Raw genomic sequence first — 17,645 nt, forward strand, 5'->3', positions numbered from 1 at the left:
GACCCCGCCCCCCCGCTTTAACCCACACCCAGTTTCCGTCGACCCCCCCACGACAGCCCGGCCTCCGGGCCCGAGACACCCGAACAACACCACCGAAACCCGCCCCCAGCGCACAGGAAGTCGGCCGAATCGACTTCCTGTGCGCAGCACGGCTTCCAGGCCACGCAACCCCTGCACCCCCGACAGACCACTCCTCCCCACCTCCGTGCGCAGGAAGTCGAACCCGCCGACTTCCTGTGCACGGTTCAGGCGCCCGCCCCCATGCCGCGGCACCGCGGCCGCCCGCCGGGGGTGCCGACGATCACCCAGCGTCCCAGGCCTCGCCCGTCTCCGGTCCGCGAGCGGACCACCGCTGCCACGAAGCCTCAACCGGATAGTTCATCCGAATGTGTGCTAGCGTCGCCCGAGACGAAGCGGATGACTTATCCGATTGACTGCCCGTGGAGGCGCGCATGAGGAAGACAGCTGTGGTCACGGCCGGAACAGGGGGCATCGGCCTGGAGACGGCGCTGGGGCTGGCCGCCGCCGGGTTCGCGGTCACCGTGGTCGGGCGCGACGCTGGACGGGGAGCCAGGGCCGTCGAGCGGATCGACGCGACGGGGCCGGCGCACCCGGCCCGGTTCCTGTCCGCGGACCTCTCCTCCCTCGGGCAGGTGCGCGCGCTCGCCCACCGGATCGCCGCCGACCAGGCCGCCTCCGGGGACCCGCTGACGGTGCTGGTCAACAACGTCGGGGCGATGTTCGCCCGGCGGCAGCACGTCGACGGCGTCGAGGCGTCGTTCGTCGTCAACCACCTCTCGCCCTACCTCCTGACCGAACTCCTGCTCCCCACCCTCACGGCCGGGGCGCCGAGCAGGATCGTGAACGTGACGTCGGGCGCGGTCGCCGTGGCCAAGCGGGTGTTCGACGCCGTCGAGCCGCCGGGCGGCTACTACGGCTTCCACTGGTACGGTCGCGCCAAACTCGCCAACCTGGCCTACACGTTGGACCTGGCGGCCCGGCTGGACGACACGGGCGTCTCGGTCCTCGCCGCCGACCCCGGAGGGGCCGCGACCGACATGACCAACGGCACCATGACCGACCCGAAGATCGTCACGCCCGCCCTGCGGCTGCTGTGGCCGCTGGTGCGCCACACGTTCGAACGCTCGACCTCGGGTCCGGCGTCCGCGGCGGCCAGGCCCTCCATCGCGGCCGCCACCGACAGCGCGCTGACGGGCCGGACCGGCATCGTCATCGGCCCCCGGGCGCAGCCGGTCCCCCCGCACCGGGCGGCGGCCGACCCCCGCGTCGCCGAAGCCGTACGCCGGCTCAGCGAACGGCACGCTCCGCTCGCCCCCGCCTGAGCGGCGGGTACGCCGCCCACGCGGGGGCCCGGCCATCCGGATGAGCCATCCGATTAGCATGGCCCCATGACGACGCCTCTACGCAAGGACGCGGCCCGCAACTGGGAGCGGATCGTCTCCGTCGCCCGCGACCTAGTCGACGAGGGGACACCGCTGCAGCTGAACGACGTCGCACGCCGGGCCGGGCTCGGGGTGGGAACGGTCTACCGGCACTTCGCCACGCCCGAGGCGCTGCTGGAGACCGTCGCCGCTCCCTGCCTGGAGGCCCTGGTCGCCCACGGCCGGCGGGCGCTGACCGATGCCGACCCCTGGCGCGGCCTGACGGGCTTCCTCTTCCGCACCGTCGAGGCGCAGGTCACCGACGCCGCTCTGCCCCCGGTCGCGGCCGCGGCCACGGACGCCCTGGCGCGCACCACGGAACTCAAGGCGGCACTCGCGTCGGCCGGCGCCGCACTCCTCGACCGGGCCCGCGATGCGGCGGTGGTCCGCCCCGACCTCACCGCCGCCGACCTCGTCCCGCTCATGTGCGGCATCGCCCACGCCGTGACCGTCCACGGCGGCACCCCCGCCGCCCGGGTCGACACCGCGCACAGCTACCTCACCGCCCTCCTCGAAGGCCTGCGCACGGCACCACCGACCACGTGAGCTCCCCGCCCCCGGCGCACGGGCCCCGGGCCACCGGGCCTTCGACGCCCGGCACCCCTCACCGGACCCGCCCCGTCGGACCCTCTGGAGTCCCCCGCCCGCAGGGTGTCCTCCGCGAGGCCCTCAGACGCCGGGGCCTCCTCACCGGGCAGACCGCCGGGCGTCTTCGCGTTCCACCTGCGGCCCGCCCCGCAACCGGAGTGCGCAGGAAGTCGGCCGGGCCGACTTCTGGCGCACGGTAGGGCGCTGCCCGTGGATGTCGTCGGAGCCGTCCGCTGTCGGCCCGCCCGCGCCGCCGTCACGACACCTCTGCGGTACGGGGGTACGGACGTCGCGCGGGAAGTCGGACCCGCCGACTTCCTGCGCGTCGGCCCGCCAAACCACTCCCCCACGCTCCTCCCCGGCATCGGTCAAGCGCCTGTTCCCCGCAAGCGCGGGGCCGACTCGCCGACGAACAGGGCCTCCTCGGACAGTCGGGAGCTATCCCCGCGAACGCGGGGCCGACGCGTCGAACACCATCCGGGCCTGATTACGGTCAGAGCTATCCCCGCGAGCGCGGGCCGGCTGCTGCCGCACGAGATCCGCACAGTCGCGCGCGGAGCTATCCCCGCGAGCGCGGGGCCGACTCGAAGCATGCGAACGAGCACGCGCCCCACGGGGAGCTATCCCCGCAAGCGCGGGGCCGACTCCTGTGCTGCCGGCTGCTGGAGCGGCGTCACGGAGCTATCCCCCGCAAGCGCGGGGCCGACCTCGCCGGGCTCGGCATCGACCCCGAGTGGACGGAGCTATCCCCGCGAGCGCGGAGCCGATGGGCCCGTGGTCTGCGGCCGTTGTTGGGCCCCGGAGCTATCCCCGCGAGCGCGGAGCCGACATCAGCGTGATCGGGTTGGCCGCGAGGGCGGCGGAGCTATCCCCGCGAGCGCGGGGCCGACCTGCGCGCGCAGCGGGAGGCGCACGGGCTGACGGAGCTATCCCCGCGAGCGCGGGGCCGACGCGGGGGGGGGTTCCAGGCAGGCGCCCATCGGGGAACTATCCCCGCGAGCGCGGGGCCGATTCGGTGTCCATCTCCGCTTCGCACCACCAGCGGGAGCTATCCCCGCGAGCGGGGGCGACCCGAACCCGTTCTTGGTGAACCCGTAGGAGGTGGAGCTATCCCCGCGAGCGCGCGGCCGACGCCCACGGCACCCCGTAGGTCAGCCACGGCCCGGAGCTATCCCCGTGAGCGCAGGGCCGACGAGGTGGAGACTTGCAGGAGTCCGGACAGCAGGGAGCTATCCCCGCGAGCGCGGGGCCGACACTTCCTGACCTGCGGCGATTGGGTTCGGCGCGTACCGATCCATTCAGTTCGAATCCGGAGCCCGCGTTGCGGGACCGAGGACCCAGAGACCAGCGCCCCCAACTGCCCTCTGGCAAACCGGATCTGAGCCTTCGACAGCATCATACGGGGCTCTTGGCAGGCACGGGTGCAGGGAGCGAACCTCGCGGTACCGCACCGGGAACGCACTCGTCCTTGGGCACGGCCTGCTCGATCCGGCCGTCATGGGCCTGAAGATCGGTCTGCCGGTTCTCGCGGCCCTGCTGAGGCTGATCCGATCCGGGTACTCTTCCAACTTCCAGTTCCCGTTGAGCTGGAGCCGCAGGGACGGCGACGACCCGCCTGGCGCGCAGGCGCCGCACGTGCACCGGACCGGCGTGGCGGCCCCGCAGGCGGAGCCCGGGATGTCCGCCCGGGGCTCGCTCCTCATCCCGGAGTGAGCAACAGCGGTGGCGCGGTCGGCGGTTGAGGGCGCCGGGCCGGTGTGATGACGTCGGTCCTGGGCAGGCCGAGCGGTTCGCATCACCATGGGGTGCCGCGGGTGGACTCGGAATAGCAGGTCGCCGTCGCCCTCGCGCAGCGGCAGTTCGGCGCCTGCGAGGTCGACGTGCTCGTAGCAGCGCTGCCAGCAGTTGCCGGAGCCTTCGAAGGACCCGAACTCGACGCCCGCCACGGTCCTGAGCGCGTTCGCACCGCGGGTGCGCGGGCTCCGATTTCGTCCCTGCTCTCGATCTCCAGGGCGGCCCTCGACTTCCCGCGCACGGGGGTTCAGGTGTGGGCGGCTGCCTGGGTGCGGCAGTGGGTGAGGGCGTACTTGATGCGGGCATCGGGGGCGGGGCCGGCGGCGAGGAGTTCGCCGGCGGCGGTGAGGGCGGTCCAGTAGCGGGCCGGGTCGCCGGTGCGGGGCAGGGGCTGGGCGGCGGCGAGGGAGAGGTAGGCGGCGGTGAGGTTGCCGGTGGTGAACCAGCGCTGGAGGCCGTGCTGGTGGCCGGGGCGGATGCCGCCCATGGCGTCGACGGCGGTGAGGAAGTGGTCGACGACGGCGAGGCCGGTGGCGTCGAGCGGGACCGGGACGTCGAAGACGCCGAGGGCTTCGAGGAGTTCGCCGGTGTCGGCCTCGGAGTCCGGCCGGGGGTCGGCGAGCAGGGCGTCGTAGCAGTCGGCCAGGCGGCGGGTGGCCTCGGCCGGGGGGATGGCCAGGGCGAGGCAGACGGCGCGGGCGACGGGCAGGGGCTGGTGGCCGAGGCGGGCGATGAGGGCGTAGGTGGCGGCGGGGGTGGCGCCACGGGAGAGGGTGTGCCGGGCGAGGGTGACGAGGTGCATCAGGGAAACAAGGCTTTCAGGCGAGGGCGGAGGTGGGGGTGATGAGGGCCCAGACGTACTTGCCGGCGCCGCCGGGGCCGGGCGCGCAGCCCCAGCGGTGGGCGAGTTCGTCGACGAGGAGCAGGCCGCGGCCGTGCTCGTCGCAGGGCGCGGCGGTGCGCAGGGTGGGGCGGCCGGCGCCGGTGTCGTGGACCTCCAGGCGCAGGAGGTGGTCGGGGGTGAGGGTGAAGCGGATCTCGACGTGGCGGTCGTCGGGGGCGTCGGTGTGCCGGACGGCGTTGGCGAACAGTTCGCCGAGGAGGAGTTCGGCGGTGTCGGCGTAGCGCTCGCCGGCGGGCAGGCCGGAGAGGTAGGCGCGCAGCAGGTAGCGGGCCAGGGGCGTGGATTCGGTCCGCGAGTCGAGGCGCGCGGTGAACATGCGGGGGCGGCGGGAAGTGAGCATGGGGGTACCTCGGGGCGAGGAGGGCGTGCGGGTAACTGCCGGAGTGGAGGGCCGGACCGCACCGCATGGTGGTCCGGCCCCGGGGTGTTGATCAGCTGACGGGGACGGGGATGCCCTGGACGAGAAGGGGGATGCCGTCGCCGTGCTCCCACGCGTCCCAGGCGTCTTCGACGCGGCGGTGCTGGTCGTCGGTCATGAGTTCGCGCAGCTGGTGGCGGGGCACCCAGCGCAGGGCGCGGATCTCCTGCGGGGGCTGGTGGCGGGCAGCGGTCACGGCCTGCTGGGGCGTGAGCATGCCGCCCGCGTAGACGAGGTTGAGGCCCTCGGGGAACCGGGCGGCGGGCACGTAGTCGATGGTGAGGATCGTGCGCAGGGGCAGCGCGAGGCCGGTCTCGGTTTCGAGGTGCCGGCGGGCCGCGTGGTGCGGGAGTTCGTCCTGTTCGGCGCTGCCACCGGGCAGGGTGAGGCCGTCCTTGTAGGCGGGCTCGACGAGCAGGACGGACAGGCTGCCGGAGCCGTCGGGGTCCTCGCGCAGGGCGAAGGTCTGGTGGCCCGAGCGGCGGGCGGGGGGATCGGTCAGGATACGAATCCTGCTCAACTCTGCTCCAGGTGGAATGGATGGAAGGTCACGGCGGCCGGCGACTCGGCCACCTGCCCTCCGGGGTCGACGAAGTCAAGTACGACTTAGGCGAGTTGGAGCGCCGGCTTCGGGATTCCGCGCAGGAGACACGGATCTCCACAGGTTGCGGTGCGCTTCCGGCAGATCACTAGGTGTAGCCATAGTGGCGCGATCACCTCTACGATTGCCAGCGCCTTACCCTTGACAGCAATGTCGTGTGAAGGAGCTGAAGGATCATGGCTGAGGCCGTTGTTGACTCCCAGACATCGCCACAAGTCCGCTTCGGTCAGGAACTTCGCAGGTCACGACGGGCGAAGCGGTGGTCGCAGATCGAGGCGGCCAGACGCCTGGGGTACTCGGGTGCGCACATTTCATATGTCGAGAACGGGAAGCGTTCCCCAACAAGGCCCTTGGCTGTTAAGGCCGATGAAGTGTTCGGGTCAGGCCAAAGGTTCTACGAGCTGTGGCGACGATTCAGCCGGGCAGCACTCCTTGAGGGATTCGCCGAGTTCGTTGACGCTGAAGCTCGATGCCGACGGCTGCGAACTGTTGGCCTGATCATCGTCCCCGGCCTGCTCCAGACCCCTGCGTATGCAAGGGCGCTGGCACAAGCGGCTGTCAGGCGCGGCGCGATCACCCCGGCCGAGGCGGACGAGCGCACCGATTACCTGGCTTTGCGACAGGAGATCCTCAACCAGAAGAACCCACCGACGCTCCACGCGGTGATCGAGGAAGGGGTGTTGATGCGCCCCGTCGGCGGCCCCCAGGTCATGGCCGAGCAGCTACGCCACCTTGAGGGCTTGGCGGAGCGTCCGAACATCACCATGCAGATCGCCCCGTTCAGCATGGGCGAGAACCTCTCCTTCACCCTGCCGGTGGTTCTGCTGAATCTCCCGGACCACACAGTCGTGGGGTATGCGGAATCGACAGCGAGGGGCCATCTCGAGCGGTCGCGCGCGACGGTTGCCGGATGGGAGAGTGACTACGATCAGCTCCTGGTGGAAGCGCTGCCGAAGGCCGCATCCCAGGAGATGATCCGCATGGCTCGAAAGGAATTCCCCTCATGACCGACCACGTTGACCTGTCCGGCGCCTCCTGGGCCAAGTCCTCGTACTCCAACAACGGCGGCGACTGCGTCGAGGTCGCCGCCGGCGTCCCCGGCCTGACTCCCGTCCGAGACTCCAAGGACCCCAACGGCCCGGTTCTGGTCTTCCCCTCCAAGGCCTGGAAGACCTTCGTCACCGCCGTGCGCAGCGGCGAGTTGGGCGACATCTGAACCGAAGTCCCGACGCGAGACCCCGGCCTGCAGGCGGCTTCCAGGGGCATCACCGCACGCGGTCGATCACCCGGGCCGAACCACAAAGGTCGGCCAGGGTTCCCTGGCCGAGCGTTTTGCGTGAGCACGGGAGGGCACGGAAGGGCTATGAGCGCTCTGGAAGTTGACCTGCCCCGCGCCGACTGGCGCAAGAGCACGTACAGCAACGGCCAGGGCGGCTGCATCGAGGTGGATGACGCGCGCCCGGGCAGGGTCCGTGACTCCAAGGACCCCCAGGGGCCGGTTCTGGTCTTCCGGGCCGAGGCCTGGAAGACCTTCGTCGCCGCCGTGCGCAGCGGCGAGTTCGGCGGACGCTGAACCCGCTTGCCGGTCGGCTCCCGCTCCTCCAGCGCAGAAGTCCTCCCGCGCTCGCACCTGCGGCTTCCGCCTCGGATAGCGTGGCCTCGGACGGTCGGCGCACTGATCAGGCGAAAGGCAGGGGTTCGTGGCCGAGTTCGAGGTGCCGGGGCCGGAGCCGCACTGGCAGCCGGCGACGATCCCCCCGTACGGCACCGGGCGGAACCCCGCCTCCCAGCAGAGCATGTGGGAGTACGCGGCCCCATCGTTCCGGCTGGTGGCCGGGCTAAAACCGGCGTTGGAGGCACTCGCGGCCCGCCTGCGGCTGACGGTCGAGCGTGGCTGGGAAGACCTGGGAGCCGTCGAGGTGGCCATGTTCCGCATCCAGCGCGTGGACTTCGCCCTCAGCAGGCTCGAGGGCGGGGCCGAGCCGAGCACGTTCGTCTGGGTGGGGCGGTCCGAACAGGACGCCGACGCGGCGTTGGAGCTCCTGCTCGGTGCGCTCGGCCTCGGCCCTGACGCGCTGGCGTTCCGCGGTGACGTGGAGACGGGCTTCGAACGCTTCGACGGTTCGTCGCCGTAGGCCCGCGCCGCGGAGCCCGCCGGAACCAGTGCCGTGCGTCCGGCGGCTCGCCCCGCGCCGCAGGAGCCGACCGCGCCGCACAGGAAGTCGGCGGGGCCGACTTCCTGTGCACGGCGCGGGTCTTCAGACGTGGGCGCGGTAGCGGGCGAACGCCTCCTGCCCGTCCGGGACGAAGCGCCACTGCCGCACCGCCTCGGCCAGCTCCGGCTCCGTCAGCCAGCCGTGCCAGGCGACCTCCTCCGCAGCGGGCGTCACCTCGCCCGTGATCACGGCCTCGTGCACGCCGAGCCAGTACGGGCCGATCGCTCCCCGGCACAGGAACGTGAACAGCAGGCGCACCGGCACCCGGACGCCCAGCTCCTCGGCCAACTCCCGTTCCGCCGCCTGCTCGTAGGACTCCCCCACGTTCACGGCCCCGCCGAACATCACGTCGTGGTGGCCGGGGAACCGCGACCGGTCCTCGGGCCTGCGATGGACCAGGACCCGTCCCCGCTCGTCGCGGCAGACCGTCGCCGCGACGCGGTGCAGCCAGCCCCGGCGGATGGCCTCGGCGCGCTCCACCACCGCCAGCACCCGGTCCTGCTCGTCCACGCGTTCCACCGGCTCGTCCACGGCACCCACGATCGCACGACCCCCTGCCCCGGTGCGCCGACGGTGCCCGGTTGACGGGTACGGCCCGCCCCTCTACAACGGAGGACAGACCCCGGGCCCGGCGGCCGCGCCCCCGGCCACGCCCGCCCGGGGGCGCACCCGAGCGATCCCGAGGAGCAATGCCCATGGCTCCAGACCCGGCCGACCCCCGCTGCCCGGTGCTGGACATGTCCGCCCGGGCCCCGCACGAGCAGAACGCGCGGCTGCGCGCCGCCGGGCCCGCCATACGGGTCGAGCTGCCCGACGGCATCATCGCCTGGTCCGTGACCCGCGGCGCGGTGATCCGCGCCCTGACCGGCGACCCCCGCATCTCCCGCGACCCGCGCAAGCACTGGCCCGGCCTGGCCGAGGTGCCCGCCGGCTGGCCGATGGGGCCGATCGCCTTCCAGCAGAACTTCTTCAACCTCTACGGCGACGAGCACCGCACCGCCCGACGCCGGATGGCGCCCTCCTTCGCGCCCCGCCGGGTGGCCGCGCTGCGCCCCGGCATCGAGGCGACGGCCGCCGCCCTGCTCGGCGCGCTGCGCGCGCTGCGCCCCGGCGAGGCCGTGGACGTGCGCCGCGCCCTGGCGCTGCCGCTGACCATGACGGTGATCTGCGACCTGTTCGGCGTCCCCGCCGCCCTGCGGCCCCTGATCGGCGGGGCGATGGACACCCTGGTGACGACGACCGCGACGAACGAGCAGATGACGGCCTCCCGGGCGCGGATCGACGCGGCGCTGGGCGAACTGCTGGAGCTCAAACGGCGCGAGCCCGGGCCCGACCTCGCCAGCGACGTCGCCGCCGCCCACACCGGCGACGACGGCGACGACGGCGAGGACGGCGGGCAGGAGTCCCGCGACGTCCTGTTCCTGATGCTCGGCGCCGGCTACGAGACGGCCGTCAACCTCATCACCAGCGCCGTCCAGGCCCTGCTGACCCACCCCCGCCACCTGGCCCACGTCCGCGAGGGCACCCTCGCCTGGACGGACGTCGTCGAGGAGACCCTGCGCCACGAGAGCCCCGCGATGCACATCCCGCTGCGCTACCCGCTGGAGGACATCGACCTCGGCGAGGGCGTGGTCATCCGGCGCGGCGAGCCGATCCTGCTCGGCTTCGGCGCGGCCGGCCGCGACCCGCGGCTCCACCCGGACCGCCCGGACGACTTCGACCCCACCCGCCCCAGCAAGGAGCACCTGTCCTTCGGCCACGGCCCGCACTTCTGCCTCGGCGCGCCGCTGGCCCGCCTGGAGGCCGAAGTCGCCCTGGACGGCCTGTTCACCGCCTACCCCGACGCCGCCCTGGCCCCGTCCCACCCGGCCCCGGCGCCCCGCCTGGAGTCCGTCATCATCAGCGGCCCCGCCGAACTCTGGATCGTCCCCGTCCCCGCCCGGGCCCGGTAACCGGAGCCGGCAGCCGGAGCCGCTAGCCGGTAACCGGGGCCGGTCCCCGTCGTTGCACACCGGGGCCAGGCAACCGGAGGGGCGCGTCATGGGATCGGCCGAAAGCCCGCGCAAGGGCACCCGGAGGCAGCGGACGAGGCGTCAGTTCCTCACCGGCACAGCCGTGTTGGGCGGATCGCTCGCCGTCGGCGGCCCGGTGGCGGCGGCCGGCGCCGGGCCGCGCGGCGTCGCGGTCCTGGGCGGCGGCGTCTCCGGGCTGAGCGCCGCGCACGAACTGGCCGAGCGCGGCTACCGGGTGACGGTGTACGAGTACCACGACGCGCTCGGCGGCAAGGCCCGCAGCATGGACGTGCCGGGCAGCGCGGCCGGCGGGCGGCGGGCGCTGCCGGGCGAGCACGGCTTCCGGTTCTTCCCCGGCTTCTACCGCAACCTGCCGGACACGCTGCGCCGCATCCCCTACGGCGCCAACCCGGGCGGCGTCCACGACAACCTGCGCGACGCCACCCAGGCGCTGCTGGCCTTCGACGCCCCGCGCCCGGGCCTGCTGCTGCCGTTCCGCACCCTGACCACCCGCCCGCTCGACCTGGGCGACCTCGCCCCCGACGCCCTGCGGCGGACCCTGGCCGGGGCGCTGGACGAGGTGCTGCACCTGCCCGCCGACGAGCTGGCGTACTTCGCGGACCGGCTCCTGGTGCACCTGACCAGCTGCGACATTCGCCGCGAGGAGCAGTGGGAGCGGGTGCCGTGGTGGGAGTTCATCCGGGCCGGGCGGATGTCCCACGACTACCGGCGCCTGCTCGGGGTCGGCCTGACCCGGGACCTGGTGGCGACCCGGGCCGAGCAGGCCAGCACCCGCACGGTGGCCCGGACGGTCGTCGAGGCGTTCCTGCTGGACGGGCTGCTCGGGCGCGGCGTCGACGGGCAGCCGGACCGGGTGCTGAACGGCCCCACCAGCGAGGCGTGGATCGACCCGTGGGCGGCCCATCTGGCCTCGCTGGGCGTGGAGTTCCGCACCGGGACCGAGGTGCGCGAGGTGCTGTACGGCGGGGGCCGGGTCACCGGGGTCCTGGTGGCGCCGGCCGGCGGCGGCCCTACCCGGACGGTGCGGGCCGACTACTACCTCAGCGCGCTGCCGGTCGAGCACGCCCGCGCGACCTGGGGCCCGGGCCTGCGGGCCGCCGATCCGCAGCTGGCGCACTGCGACGCGATCGGCACGGACTGGATGACGGGCATCCAGTTCTACCTGCGCCGCCCGGTGCGGCTGGCGCACGGCCACGCCGTCGCCCTGGACTCCCCGTGGTCGCTGACCGCCGTGGGCCAGGCGCAGTTCTGGGACCGCGACTTCGCGGCCGCCTACGGCGACGGGACGGTGCGCGACTGCCTGTCGGTGTGCGTCTCGGAGTGGGACCGGCCCGGGATCCTCTACGGCCGCACGGCCAAGGAGTGCACCCGCGAGGAGGTGGCCCGCGAGGTCTGGGCGCAGTGCCGGCGGGCGTTCGAACGGCCGGGGGCGGGGTGGCCGGCGGACGCGGACGTGCGCGGGTGGTTCCTGGACCCGGCGGTCACCGGTCTGGGCGGGCCGGCGCCGGCCAACCGGGAGCAGCTGCTGGTCCATCCCGCCGGGACGCTCCACCACCGGCCCTCGGCGGCGACGGCGGTGGGCAACTTCTTCCTGGCGGGTGACTACGTGCGCACGGACGTCGACCTGGCGACGATGGAGGGGGCCAACGAGTCGGCGCGGCGCGCGGTCAACGCCCTGCTGGACGCGGACGGTTCGGGTGCCGAACGCTGCCGCGTCCACCTGCTGTTCCGACCGCCGGAGCTGGAGCCGCTCAAGCTGGTCGACGAGGCCCGCTACCGGCTCGGCCTGCCGAACACCTTCGACCTCGGGTGAGCCCCGGCGGGGCGCCTGACGGGCGCCCGGCCCCGCCGCCTCCCTCAAGGCGGCGGGGGCGGGGGTCTTGGGGGCCCGGGGGTCAGGCGGGGCGGATGCCCGGGTGGCCGGCCTCGGTGGTGAAGGAGGCGGCGGTGGACAGGGTGCCGCCGGGGCGGGTGATGTGGGAGACGACGCGGTAGTCGGCGCGGGCGCGGTGGCGGTCCAGGGTCAGGACGGTGTAGCCGCGGCGCCCGTCGTAGAACTTCATGTGCGGGTTGGCGGCGGTGAGGGTGGCCCAGTTGGCGGGCTTCTGCTCGCCGTCGCCGTCGCTGCTGATCGAGGTGCCGACGAACTCCACGCCCACCGTGCGGGAGGCGGGGTCGTCGAAGTTCCGCTTGACGTCCAGGGCGTAGGCCACGTGCACGTCGCCGGTGAGCAGGACGAGGTTCTTCACGCCGGCGTGGTCGACGGCGGTGAGGAAGCGTTCGCGGGCGGCGGGGTAGCCGTCCCAGGCGTCCATGGAGAGCTTGGAGCGCTCGGCGGTGGTGTTCTTGCGGCGGGAGAAGACGACCTGCTGGGGCACGACGTTCCAGGTGGCCTTGGAGTGGCGCAGGCCGTCGGCGAACCAGCGTTCCTGGGTGGCGCCCATCAGGGTGCGTGCGGGGTCGTCGGAGGCGGGGGTGGGGTACTGCCAGCCGTCGCCGTTGGCCTGGTCGTCGCGGTACTGGCGGGTGTCGAGGATGTCGAACTGGGCGAGGCGGCCGAAGTGGACGCGCCGGTAGAGGGTGAGGTCGGTGCCGCGCGGCTGGGGCATGCGCAGCGGCTGGTTCTCCCAGTAGGCGCGGTAGGCGGCGGCGCGGCGGGCGACGAAGGGGGCCGGGTCCTGGTTCTTCTCCGGGATGCCGGCGGCGTAGTTGTTCTCCACCTCGTGGTCGTCCCAGGTGACGTACCAGGGGTGGGCGGCGTGGGCGGCCTGCAGGTCGGGGTCGTTCTTGTAGAGGGAGTAGCGCAGCCGGTAGTCCTCGAGGGTGGCGGTCTCGTGGTTGAAGTGGGCGGGCAGGGTGCGGTCGGTGTACTTGCGGTCGCCGCCGGCGGCGTCGATGGCGTACTCGTAGATGTAGTCGCCGACGTGGAAGACGGCGTCGAGGTCCTCGTTCGCGAGGTGGCGGTAGGCGGTGAAGTAGCCGTCCTCGTAGGCCTGGCAGGAGACGAGGGCGATGCGGGCGCGCTCGGGGGTGCGGCCTCGGCGGGCGGTGGTGCGGGTGCGGCCGACGGGGCTGGACCAGGGGCCGACGGTGAAGCGGTACCAGTACTCGCGGCCGGCGTCGAGGCCGTCGGCGTCGACGTGGAGGGCGTAGTTGAACTCGGCGTGGGCGCGGGCGGTGCCGCGGCGCTCGACGCGGCGGAACCTCTCGTCGCGGGCGATCTCCCAGGCGACCTTGACGGAGCCGGTGGGCGGCAGGCCGGCGCCGGGCTCCAGCGGGCGCGGGGCCAGGCGGGTCCACAGGACGACGGCCTCGGAGGTGGCGTCGCCGGAGGCCACGCCGAGGGTGAAGGGGTTGTCGCCGATGGCGCGCGGGGCGATCTCCTGGTCGTCGGCGTGCGCGGCGGGCAGGTTGACGCTGAAGGCGAGCGCGGCGGCGGCCGAGGTGACGGTCAGGAAGCGGCGCCGGTCCAGGCGGGCGGCGGCCTCGCGCAGCATCCGGTCGGGCGTGGGGCGGTCCGCGGTGGGGCGGGTCATGGGGGTGGTGGCCTTTCGCTGCTCGGGGTGTGTGCGAAGGGAATTGGAGTGGACCGCCCCGTACGGCGGGGGTCGGGATCCCGGCGGCTGAGTGATCATCCGGTGGGAGAGCCGTGAAGGTCCGGCACACCACCCCGAACAGGGGCGAAAGGGGGCGGAAGGGGCTCGGGTACGGGGCTCGGAGGCGCGGGGCTCGGAGGCGCGGTACGGCGGTGCGGCCCCGCCCCCCGGCGGTATGACTCCGCGGTTATCGTGTCCGAGATCGATATCGCCGGGGCGTCATGCCTCGGGAGACGCGGGAGACATGGGAGTCATGGGGGGCGCCCGGTGGACCTGAACACGCTCACCCAGTTCCTGGCGGTGGCGCGGCTGGAGCACCTGAGCCGGGCGGCGGAGGAACTGCGCGTCGCCCAGCCGTCGTTGAGCCGTTCCGTCGCCCGGCTGGAGGCGGAGCTGGGCACGCCGCTGTTCGAGCGGGGCGGGCGGCTGCGGCTGAACGCGGCCGGGCGCCTGTTCCTCGGCTACGTCGAGCGCTCGCTCGGCGAGCTGGAGGCGGGCCGGCGGGCGGTGGCGCAGGCGGCCGGGCAGGGGCTGGGCACGGTGCGGCTGGCCTCGGAGACGTTCCTGGCCTTCAGCGGGCCGCTGGCCGCGTTCAAGGCGGCCCACCCCGGCGTGGAGATCGAGCTGCACCAGCTGTCGGCCGAGGAGACGGGCCGCCGGCTGCGGGCCCGGGACGTCGACCTGGCGGTGGTCTCCCAGCCGGTCGCCGCCGAGGGCCTGGAGTCGGCGGCGCTGCTGGACGAGGAGGTGGGGCTGGCCGTCGCCCCGGGCCATCCGCTGGCCGGGCGCGGCGCGGTCGGTGTCGAGGAGCTCGCCGAGCAGCCCTTCATCGCCGCCCGCCCCGGGCACTGGCAGCGGCGCCTGCTGGAGCGGCTGTTCGCCGCGCGCGGTCTGCGGCCGCGGATCGTGTGCGAGTGCGACGAGGCGGGCGCCATCGCCGAGCTGATCAGCGCGGGCCTGGGGATCGGCCTGGTGCCCGACGTCGCCCGGCGCACCGCCACCCGCCTGCCGCTGGTGTGGGTCGCCGTGGACGATCCGGACTGCCGGCGCTCCCTGACCCTGCTGTGGGGCGCGGACGGGCGCCTGGACACCGCCGCCCGCCTGCTGCGCGACGCCGTCGCCGCCTGGGACTGGGCGGGCGGCACGCCGCCCTGAGCCCCGCCCCCCCTGCCCCGCCCCCGTCCCGGCCCCGGCCCGCCCCCGCCCCCTGGCTGTGGGCCGTGGGCCGTGCGGGGACGGGCGGACGGGCCCACAATGGGAGTAGGACACGGAACCGAAAGTGACACAGAGTCACCAGTGGCACAGAGTCACCACAGTCGGCGCAGCTCCCGCGCCGCCCGTGCCCGCGTGAGTTCCGGCATGCCGCCCGACCGCTGACAGGTCGACGGCGCGGCGCGGCCGCGGCCCTGCGCCGCCGTCGGCGCCGCCGTACGGCGTGCCCCGCGACGGGCCGGGGACGTGCGCCCCGGGTCGCCCCGGGCCGTGCACCCTGCGCAACCGTCGCCGACGCGGACAGCAGTACCGACGCGGAAGCGGACCGCAATCGCAGCAGTAGCACCCGAGGTTGACATGGCCGGCAAGAACGAACCCGGCAAGAACACCGGAGCCGGTGGGCCGAGCGGCATCGGCGACCGCCCACAGGACGACTTCGTGGCACGGAACCTGGGCGGCCCGTCGGAGCGCCCGGCCCGGACACTGACGCTCAGCGGGCTGCTGGGCGACAGCGACCGCGCCGGATACCGGCGGCTGTACTTCAACAAGCAACTGGACTACTACGCCGAGTTCGCCTCCGAGGACGTGCTGTCGGTGGAGGACGTCGGCAGCGATCAGCCCCCGTTCGTCGGACTCGACGCGACGGAGGTCACCCTGCGTCGCGACGCGACGGTGCACTTCACCCAGGTGGAGACGCCCGCTCCCGTGGACGACTTCGACCTGGACCTGCGGCTGGGGCAGGGCGGGGAGCCGGGCGGGCTGCCGCGGACCGTCGGGCCGGTGACCACCCTGCCGAGGACCGCGGGCGGCGGCGGCTGCATCGCCCCCACCGACTTCGCGTGCAACACCGACTTCGACTGTCCGACGGTCTTCCGCACCGGCTGCAGGCCGTTCACGTGCCTGTGCACCCAGGACGGGGCGTGCCACACCCGCTTCGGCGCCACGTGCCGGACCTGCGACACGTGCGTCACCTGCGGCCAGGACACCTGCCGTACGTGCAACGACAGGACCTGCTTCACCTGCAACGCCCCCTGCATCACCCTGACCCGGACCCAGATCACCTGCGACCAGGCCACCTGCGGCGGCACGTGCGACAGGACCTGCGTCACCTGCAACGCCGTCTGCATCACCGCGACCCGGATCACGAACGACGCCTGCCGCACGTTCGACGGGTGCTTCACCCAGGACGAGGCCTGCGTCCTGCCGACCCGGGTCACCTGCGTCGTCTGCCGCCCCCCGGGCCAGTGATGCGTACCCGCGACGCCCGCGACGCCCGCGACGCCCGTACCCCGCTCGGGCCGCCCCGCGCAGCGGACCGGCGATGCTGAGGGGGACGCCGGCGGCGCGGCCCGGCACGCCCCCGCCCACCGCCCCGCCCACCGCCCCGCCCACCGCCCCGGCGACGGCGACGGGAGCGGGGTCGGGGGCGGCCGGGCGCGGTGCCTGGGCGCCGCGGCTGGATCCGGCCACCGCGGCCCGCGCGCTCGACGCCGCGCGCCTGATCGCCCGGCGCGCCACCGACCCCGCGCGGGTGCGGGCGGCGCTCGAACTCGCCGTCCGGCAGAGCGCGTTCCCCGCCTCCGTGCACTGGGACCCGGTGTCGCTGGCCCAGGGGGACAGCGGCCAGGCGCTGCTCTGCGCCCAGCTGCACCGCTGCTGGCCCGCCGAGGGCTGGGACCGCACCGGGCACGAGCACCTCGCCCGCGCGACGGCCGCCCTGGAGGAGCGCGGCGGGGCCGGACCGGGCGTCTTCGGCGGGCTGAGCGGCCTCGCGTTCAGCGCGGCGGTGCTCGGCGAGGGACGGCACTACCGCCGCCTGCGCCAGGTCCTCGACGCCCGGATCGCGGCGGCGAGCCTGGCCCAGGCGGCGGCGCTGCGCGGGCGCAGCGGCGTGCCGGTGTCCGCGTTCGACCTCATCTCGGGCCTCAGCGGTGTGGCCACCCACCTGCTGCCCGCCGGGGCGCAGCGCCCCGCCCACCCGGCGCTGGCGCCGGTGCTGCGCGCCCTGGCCGCCCTCGCCCTCGACGGCGGGCCGGTACCGGCCTGGCACACCCCCGCGGCGCTGCTCCAGGACCGGCAGATGGTGCGCTTCTATCCGCTCGGCAACCTCAACTGCGGGCTGGCGCACGGTATCCCGGGCCCGCTGGCGGTGCTGGCGGCGGGGGTGCGCGCGGGGGTGGAGGTGGAGGGGCTGCGGGCGGCCGTGCGGGCGCTGGCCGGGTGGCTGCTGGCGCACCGGGCGGACGACGCGGCGGGGGTGAACTGGCCCGACGCCGTCCCGCTGGTCGACGGCGGCGACGGCGGTGTGCGGGCGGGCCGCGCCCGGTTCCCCACCCGCAGCGCCTGGTGCTACGGCAGTCCGGGGGTGGCCCGGGCGCTGTGGCTGGCGGGCAGCGCGCTCGGCGACGACGGCCTGTGCGGGGCGGCGGTGGAGGCGATGGAGGCCGTCTACCGGCGGCCGGTGCGCGAGCGCCGCATCGACTCCCCCACCTTCTGCCACGGCGTCGCCGGGCTCCTGCAGGTGACGCTGCGCTTCGCCGACGACACCGGGCTGCCGGTGTTCACCGAGGCCGCCGCCGACCTCACCGGGCAGATCCTCGAACGCGTCGACGCGGCCCGGCCGATGGGCATCGCGGCGGTGGAGCCGGCCGGCAACCTCGTCGACCAGCCCGGTGTCCTGGACGGGGCGGCCGGCGTCGCCCTGGTCCTGCTCGCGGCCGCGACCGACCACGAGCCGGTGTGGGACCGCGCGGTGGCCCTGTCATGACCCCGGACCCCGCCGTGGACGCGGCAGCCCCCGCCCCGGACGCAGCGGCCCCGGCCACCGCCCCGGACGCAGCA

The 17,645-nt window shown here is 74.3% G+C and carries 17 protein-coding genes; 12 read left to right on the top strand and 5 right to left on the bottom strand.

From position 1 onward, the window contains the following. Positions 1-452: 452 nt before the first annotated feature. The 3 genes from ABZW03_RS20745 to ABZW03_RS20755 all read left to right on the top strand — a co-directional run bounded on the left by ABZW03_RS20745 (position 453) and on the right by ABZW03_RS20755 (position 3,743). Positions 453-1,343 (top strand): SDR family NAD(P)-dependent oxidoreductase, encoded by an 891-nt coding sequence (locus ABZW03_RS20745; protein ID WP_355260095.1) that lies wholly within the window; start codon positions 453-455, stop codon positions 1,341-1,343. A 66-nt stretch (positions 1,344-1,409) separates the two neighbouring features. Then, positions 1,410-1,988, top strand: coding sequence for a TetR/AcrR family transcriptional regulator (locus tag ABZW03_RS20750; RefSeq protein ID WP_355260098.1), 579 nt, complete (start codon positions 1,410-1,412; stop codon positions 1,986-1,988). Between the two features lie 1,539 nt (positions 1,989-3,527). Next, positions 3,528-3,743 (top strand): hypothetical protein, encoded by a 216-nt coding sequence (locus tag ABZW03_RS20755; RefSeq protein WP_355260101.1) that lies wholly within the window; start codon positions 3,528-3,530, stop codon positions 3,741-3,743. A 328-nt stretch (positions 3,744-4,071) separates the two neighbouring features. Here the strand turns inward: ABZW03_RS20755 and ABZW03_RS20760 are convergent, their stop codons facing one another. The 3 genes from ABZW03_RS20760 to ABZW03_RS20770 form a co-directional block, all read right to left on the bottom strand. Then, positions 4,072-4,626 carry a hypothetical protein gene (locus ABZW03_RS20760; RefSeq protein ID WP_355260103.1) on the bottom strand — a complete coding sequence of 185 codons (555 nt, stop codon included), beginning with the start codon at positions 4,624-4,626 and terminating at the stop codon, positions 4,072-4,074. A gap of 16 nt (positions 4,627-4,642) precedes the next feature. Beyond that, entirely contained in the window at positions 4,643-5,068 is a 426-nt protein-coding gene (locus ABZW03_RS20765) for an ATP-binding protein (RefSeq protein WP_355260106.1), read from the bottom strand. 91 nt (positions 5,069-5,159) lie between these two features. Further along, positions 5,160-5,666 (bottom strand): NUDIX domain-containing protein, encoded by a 507-nt coding sequence (locus ABZW03_RS20770; RefSeq protein WP_355260109.1) that lies wholly within the window; start codon positions 5,664-5,666, stop codon positions 5,160-5,162. A 257-nt stretch (positions 5,667-5,923) separates the two neighbouring features. Between ABZW03_RS20770 and ABZW03_RS20775 the strand changes: the two genes are divergently transcribed. The 4 genes from ABZW03_RS20775 (at position 5,924) to ABZW03_RS20790 (ending at position 7,882) form a co-directional block, all read left to right on the top strand. Beyond that, positions 5,924-6,754, top strand: a complete 831-nt coding sequence (locus tag ABZW03_RS20775; RefSeq protein ID WP_355260111.1) for a helix-turn-helix transcriptional regulator — start codon at positions 5,924-5,926, stop codon at positions 6,752-6,754. After that, the gene (locus ABZW03_RS20780; RefSeq protein ID WP_355260114.1) at positions 6,751-6,963 is read left to right on the top strand and encodes a DUF397 domain-containing protein; all 213 of its coding nucleotides are present in this window, start codon (positions 6,751-6,753) and stop codon (positions 6,961-6,963) included. The genes ABZW03_RS20775 and ABZW03_RS20780 overlap by 4 nt, the downstream gene beginning before the upstream one ends. 147 nt (positions 6,964-7,110) lie before the next feature. Next, positions 7,111-7,320 carry a DUF397 domain-containing protein gene (locus ABZW03_RS20785; RefSeq protein ID WP_355260117.1) on the top strand — a complete coding sequence of 70 codons (210 nt, stop codon included), beginning with the start codon at positions 7,111-7,113 and terminating at the stop codon, positions 7,318-7,320. Positions 7,321-7,447: 127 nt separating this feature from the next. Then, entirely contained in the window at positions 7,448-7,882 is a 435-nt protein-coding gene (locus ABZW03_RS20790) for a hypothetical protein (RefSeq protein WP_355260119.1), read from the top strand. A gap of 123 nt (positions 7,883-8,005) precedes the next feature. Here ABZW03_RS20790 and ABZW03_RS20795 read toward each other — a convergent pair whose 3' ends face one another. Next, positions 8,006-8,494 (bottom strand): NUDIX domain-containing protein, encoded by a 489-nt coding sequence (locus tag ABZW03_RS20795; protein ID WP_355260122.1) that lies wholly within the window; start codon positions 8,492-8,494, stop codon positions 8,006-8,008. Between the two features lie 164 nt (positions 8,495-8,658). On the opposite strand from ABZW03_RS20795, the gene ABZW03_RS20800 reads away from it, so the two are divergent. Further along, entirely contained in the window at positions 8,659-9,915 is a 1,257-nt protein-coding gene (locus ABZW03_RS20800) for a cytochrome P450 (protein WP_355260125.1), read from the top strand. 88 nt (positions 9,916-10,003) lie between these two features. Beyond that, positions 10,004-11,809: an FAD-dependent oxidoreductase gene (locus ABZW03_RS20805; protein ID WP_355260128.1), complete on the top strand. Its 1,806-nt coding sequence runs from the start codon at positions 10,004-10,006 to the stop codon at positions 11,807-11,809. A gap of 82 nt (positions 11,810-11,891) precedes the next feature. On the opposite strand, the gene ABZW03_RS20810 is transcribed toward ABZW03_RS20805, so the two are convergent. Next, positions 11,892-13,493, bottom strand: coding sequence for an alkaline phosphatase D family protein (locus ABZW03_RS20810; RefSeq protein ID WP_355260140.1), 1,602 nt, complete (start codon positions 13,491-13,493; stop codon positions 11,892-11,894). A gap of 366 nt (positions 13,494-13,859) precedes the next feature. Between ABZW03_RS20810 and ABZW03_RS20815 the strand changes: the two genes are divergently transcribed. From ABZW03_RS20815 to ABZW03_RS20825, 3 genes are all read left to right on the top strand, one after another. Next, on the top strand, positions 13,860-14,747 hold the full coding sequence (locus tag ABZW03_RS20815) for a LysR family transcriptional regulator (RefSeq protein WP_355260131.1): 888 nt from the start codon (positions 13,860-13,862) through the stop codon (positions 14,745-14,747). A gap of 414 nt (positions 14,748-15,161) precedes the next feature. Beyond that, positions 15,162-16,052, top strand: a complete 891-nt coding sequence (locus tag ABZW03_RS20820; protein WP_355260134.1) for a hypothetical protein — start codon at positions 15,162-15,164, stop codon at positions 16,050-16,052. A gap of 73 nt (positions 16,053-16,125) precedes the next feature. Next, positions 16,126-17,571, top strand: coding sequence for a lanthionine synthetase C family protein (locus ABZW03_RS20825; RefSeq protein ID WP_355260137.1), 1,446 nt, complete (start codon positions 16,126-16,128; stop codon positions 17,569-17,571). Positions 17,572-17,645: the final 74 nt, after the last annotated feature.

Source organism: Kitasatospora sp. NPDC004799 (genome assembly GCF_040609095.1).
GTDB lineage: Bacteria > Actinomycetota > Actinomycetes > Streptomycetales > Streptomycetaceae > Kitasatospora.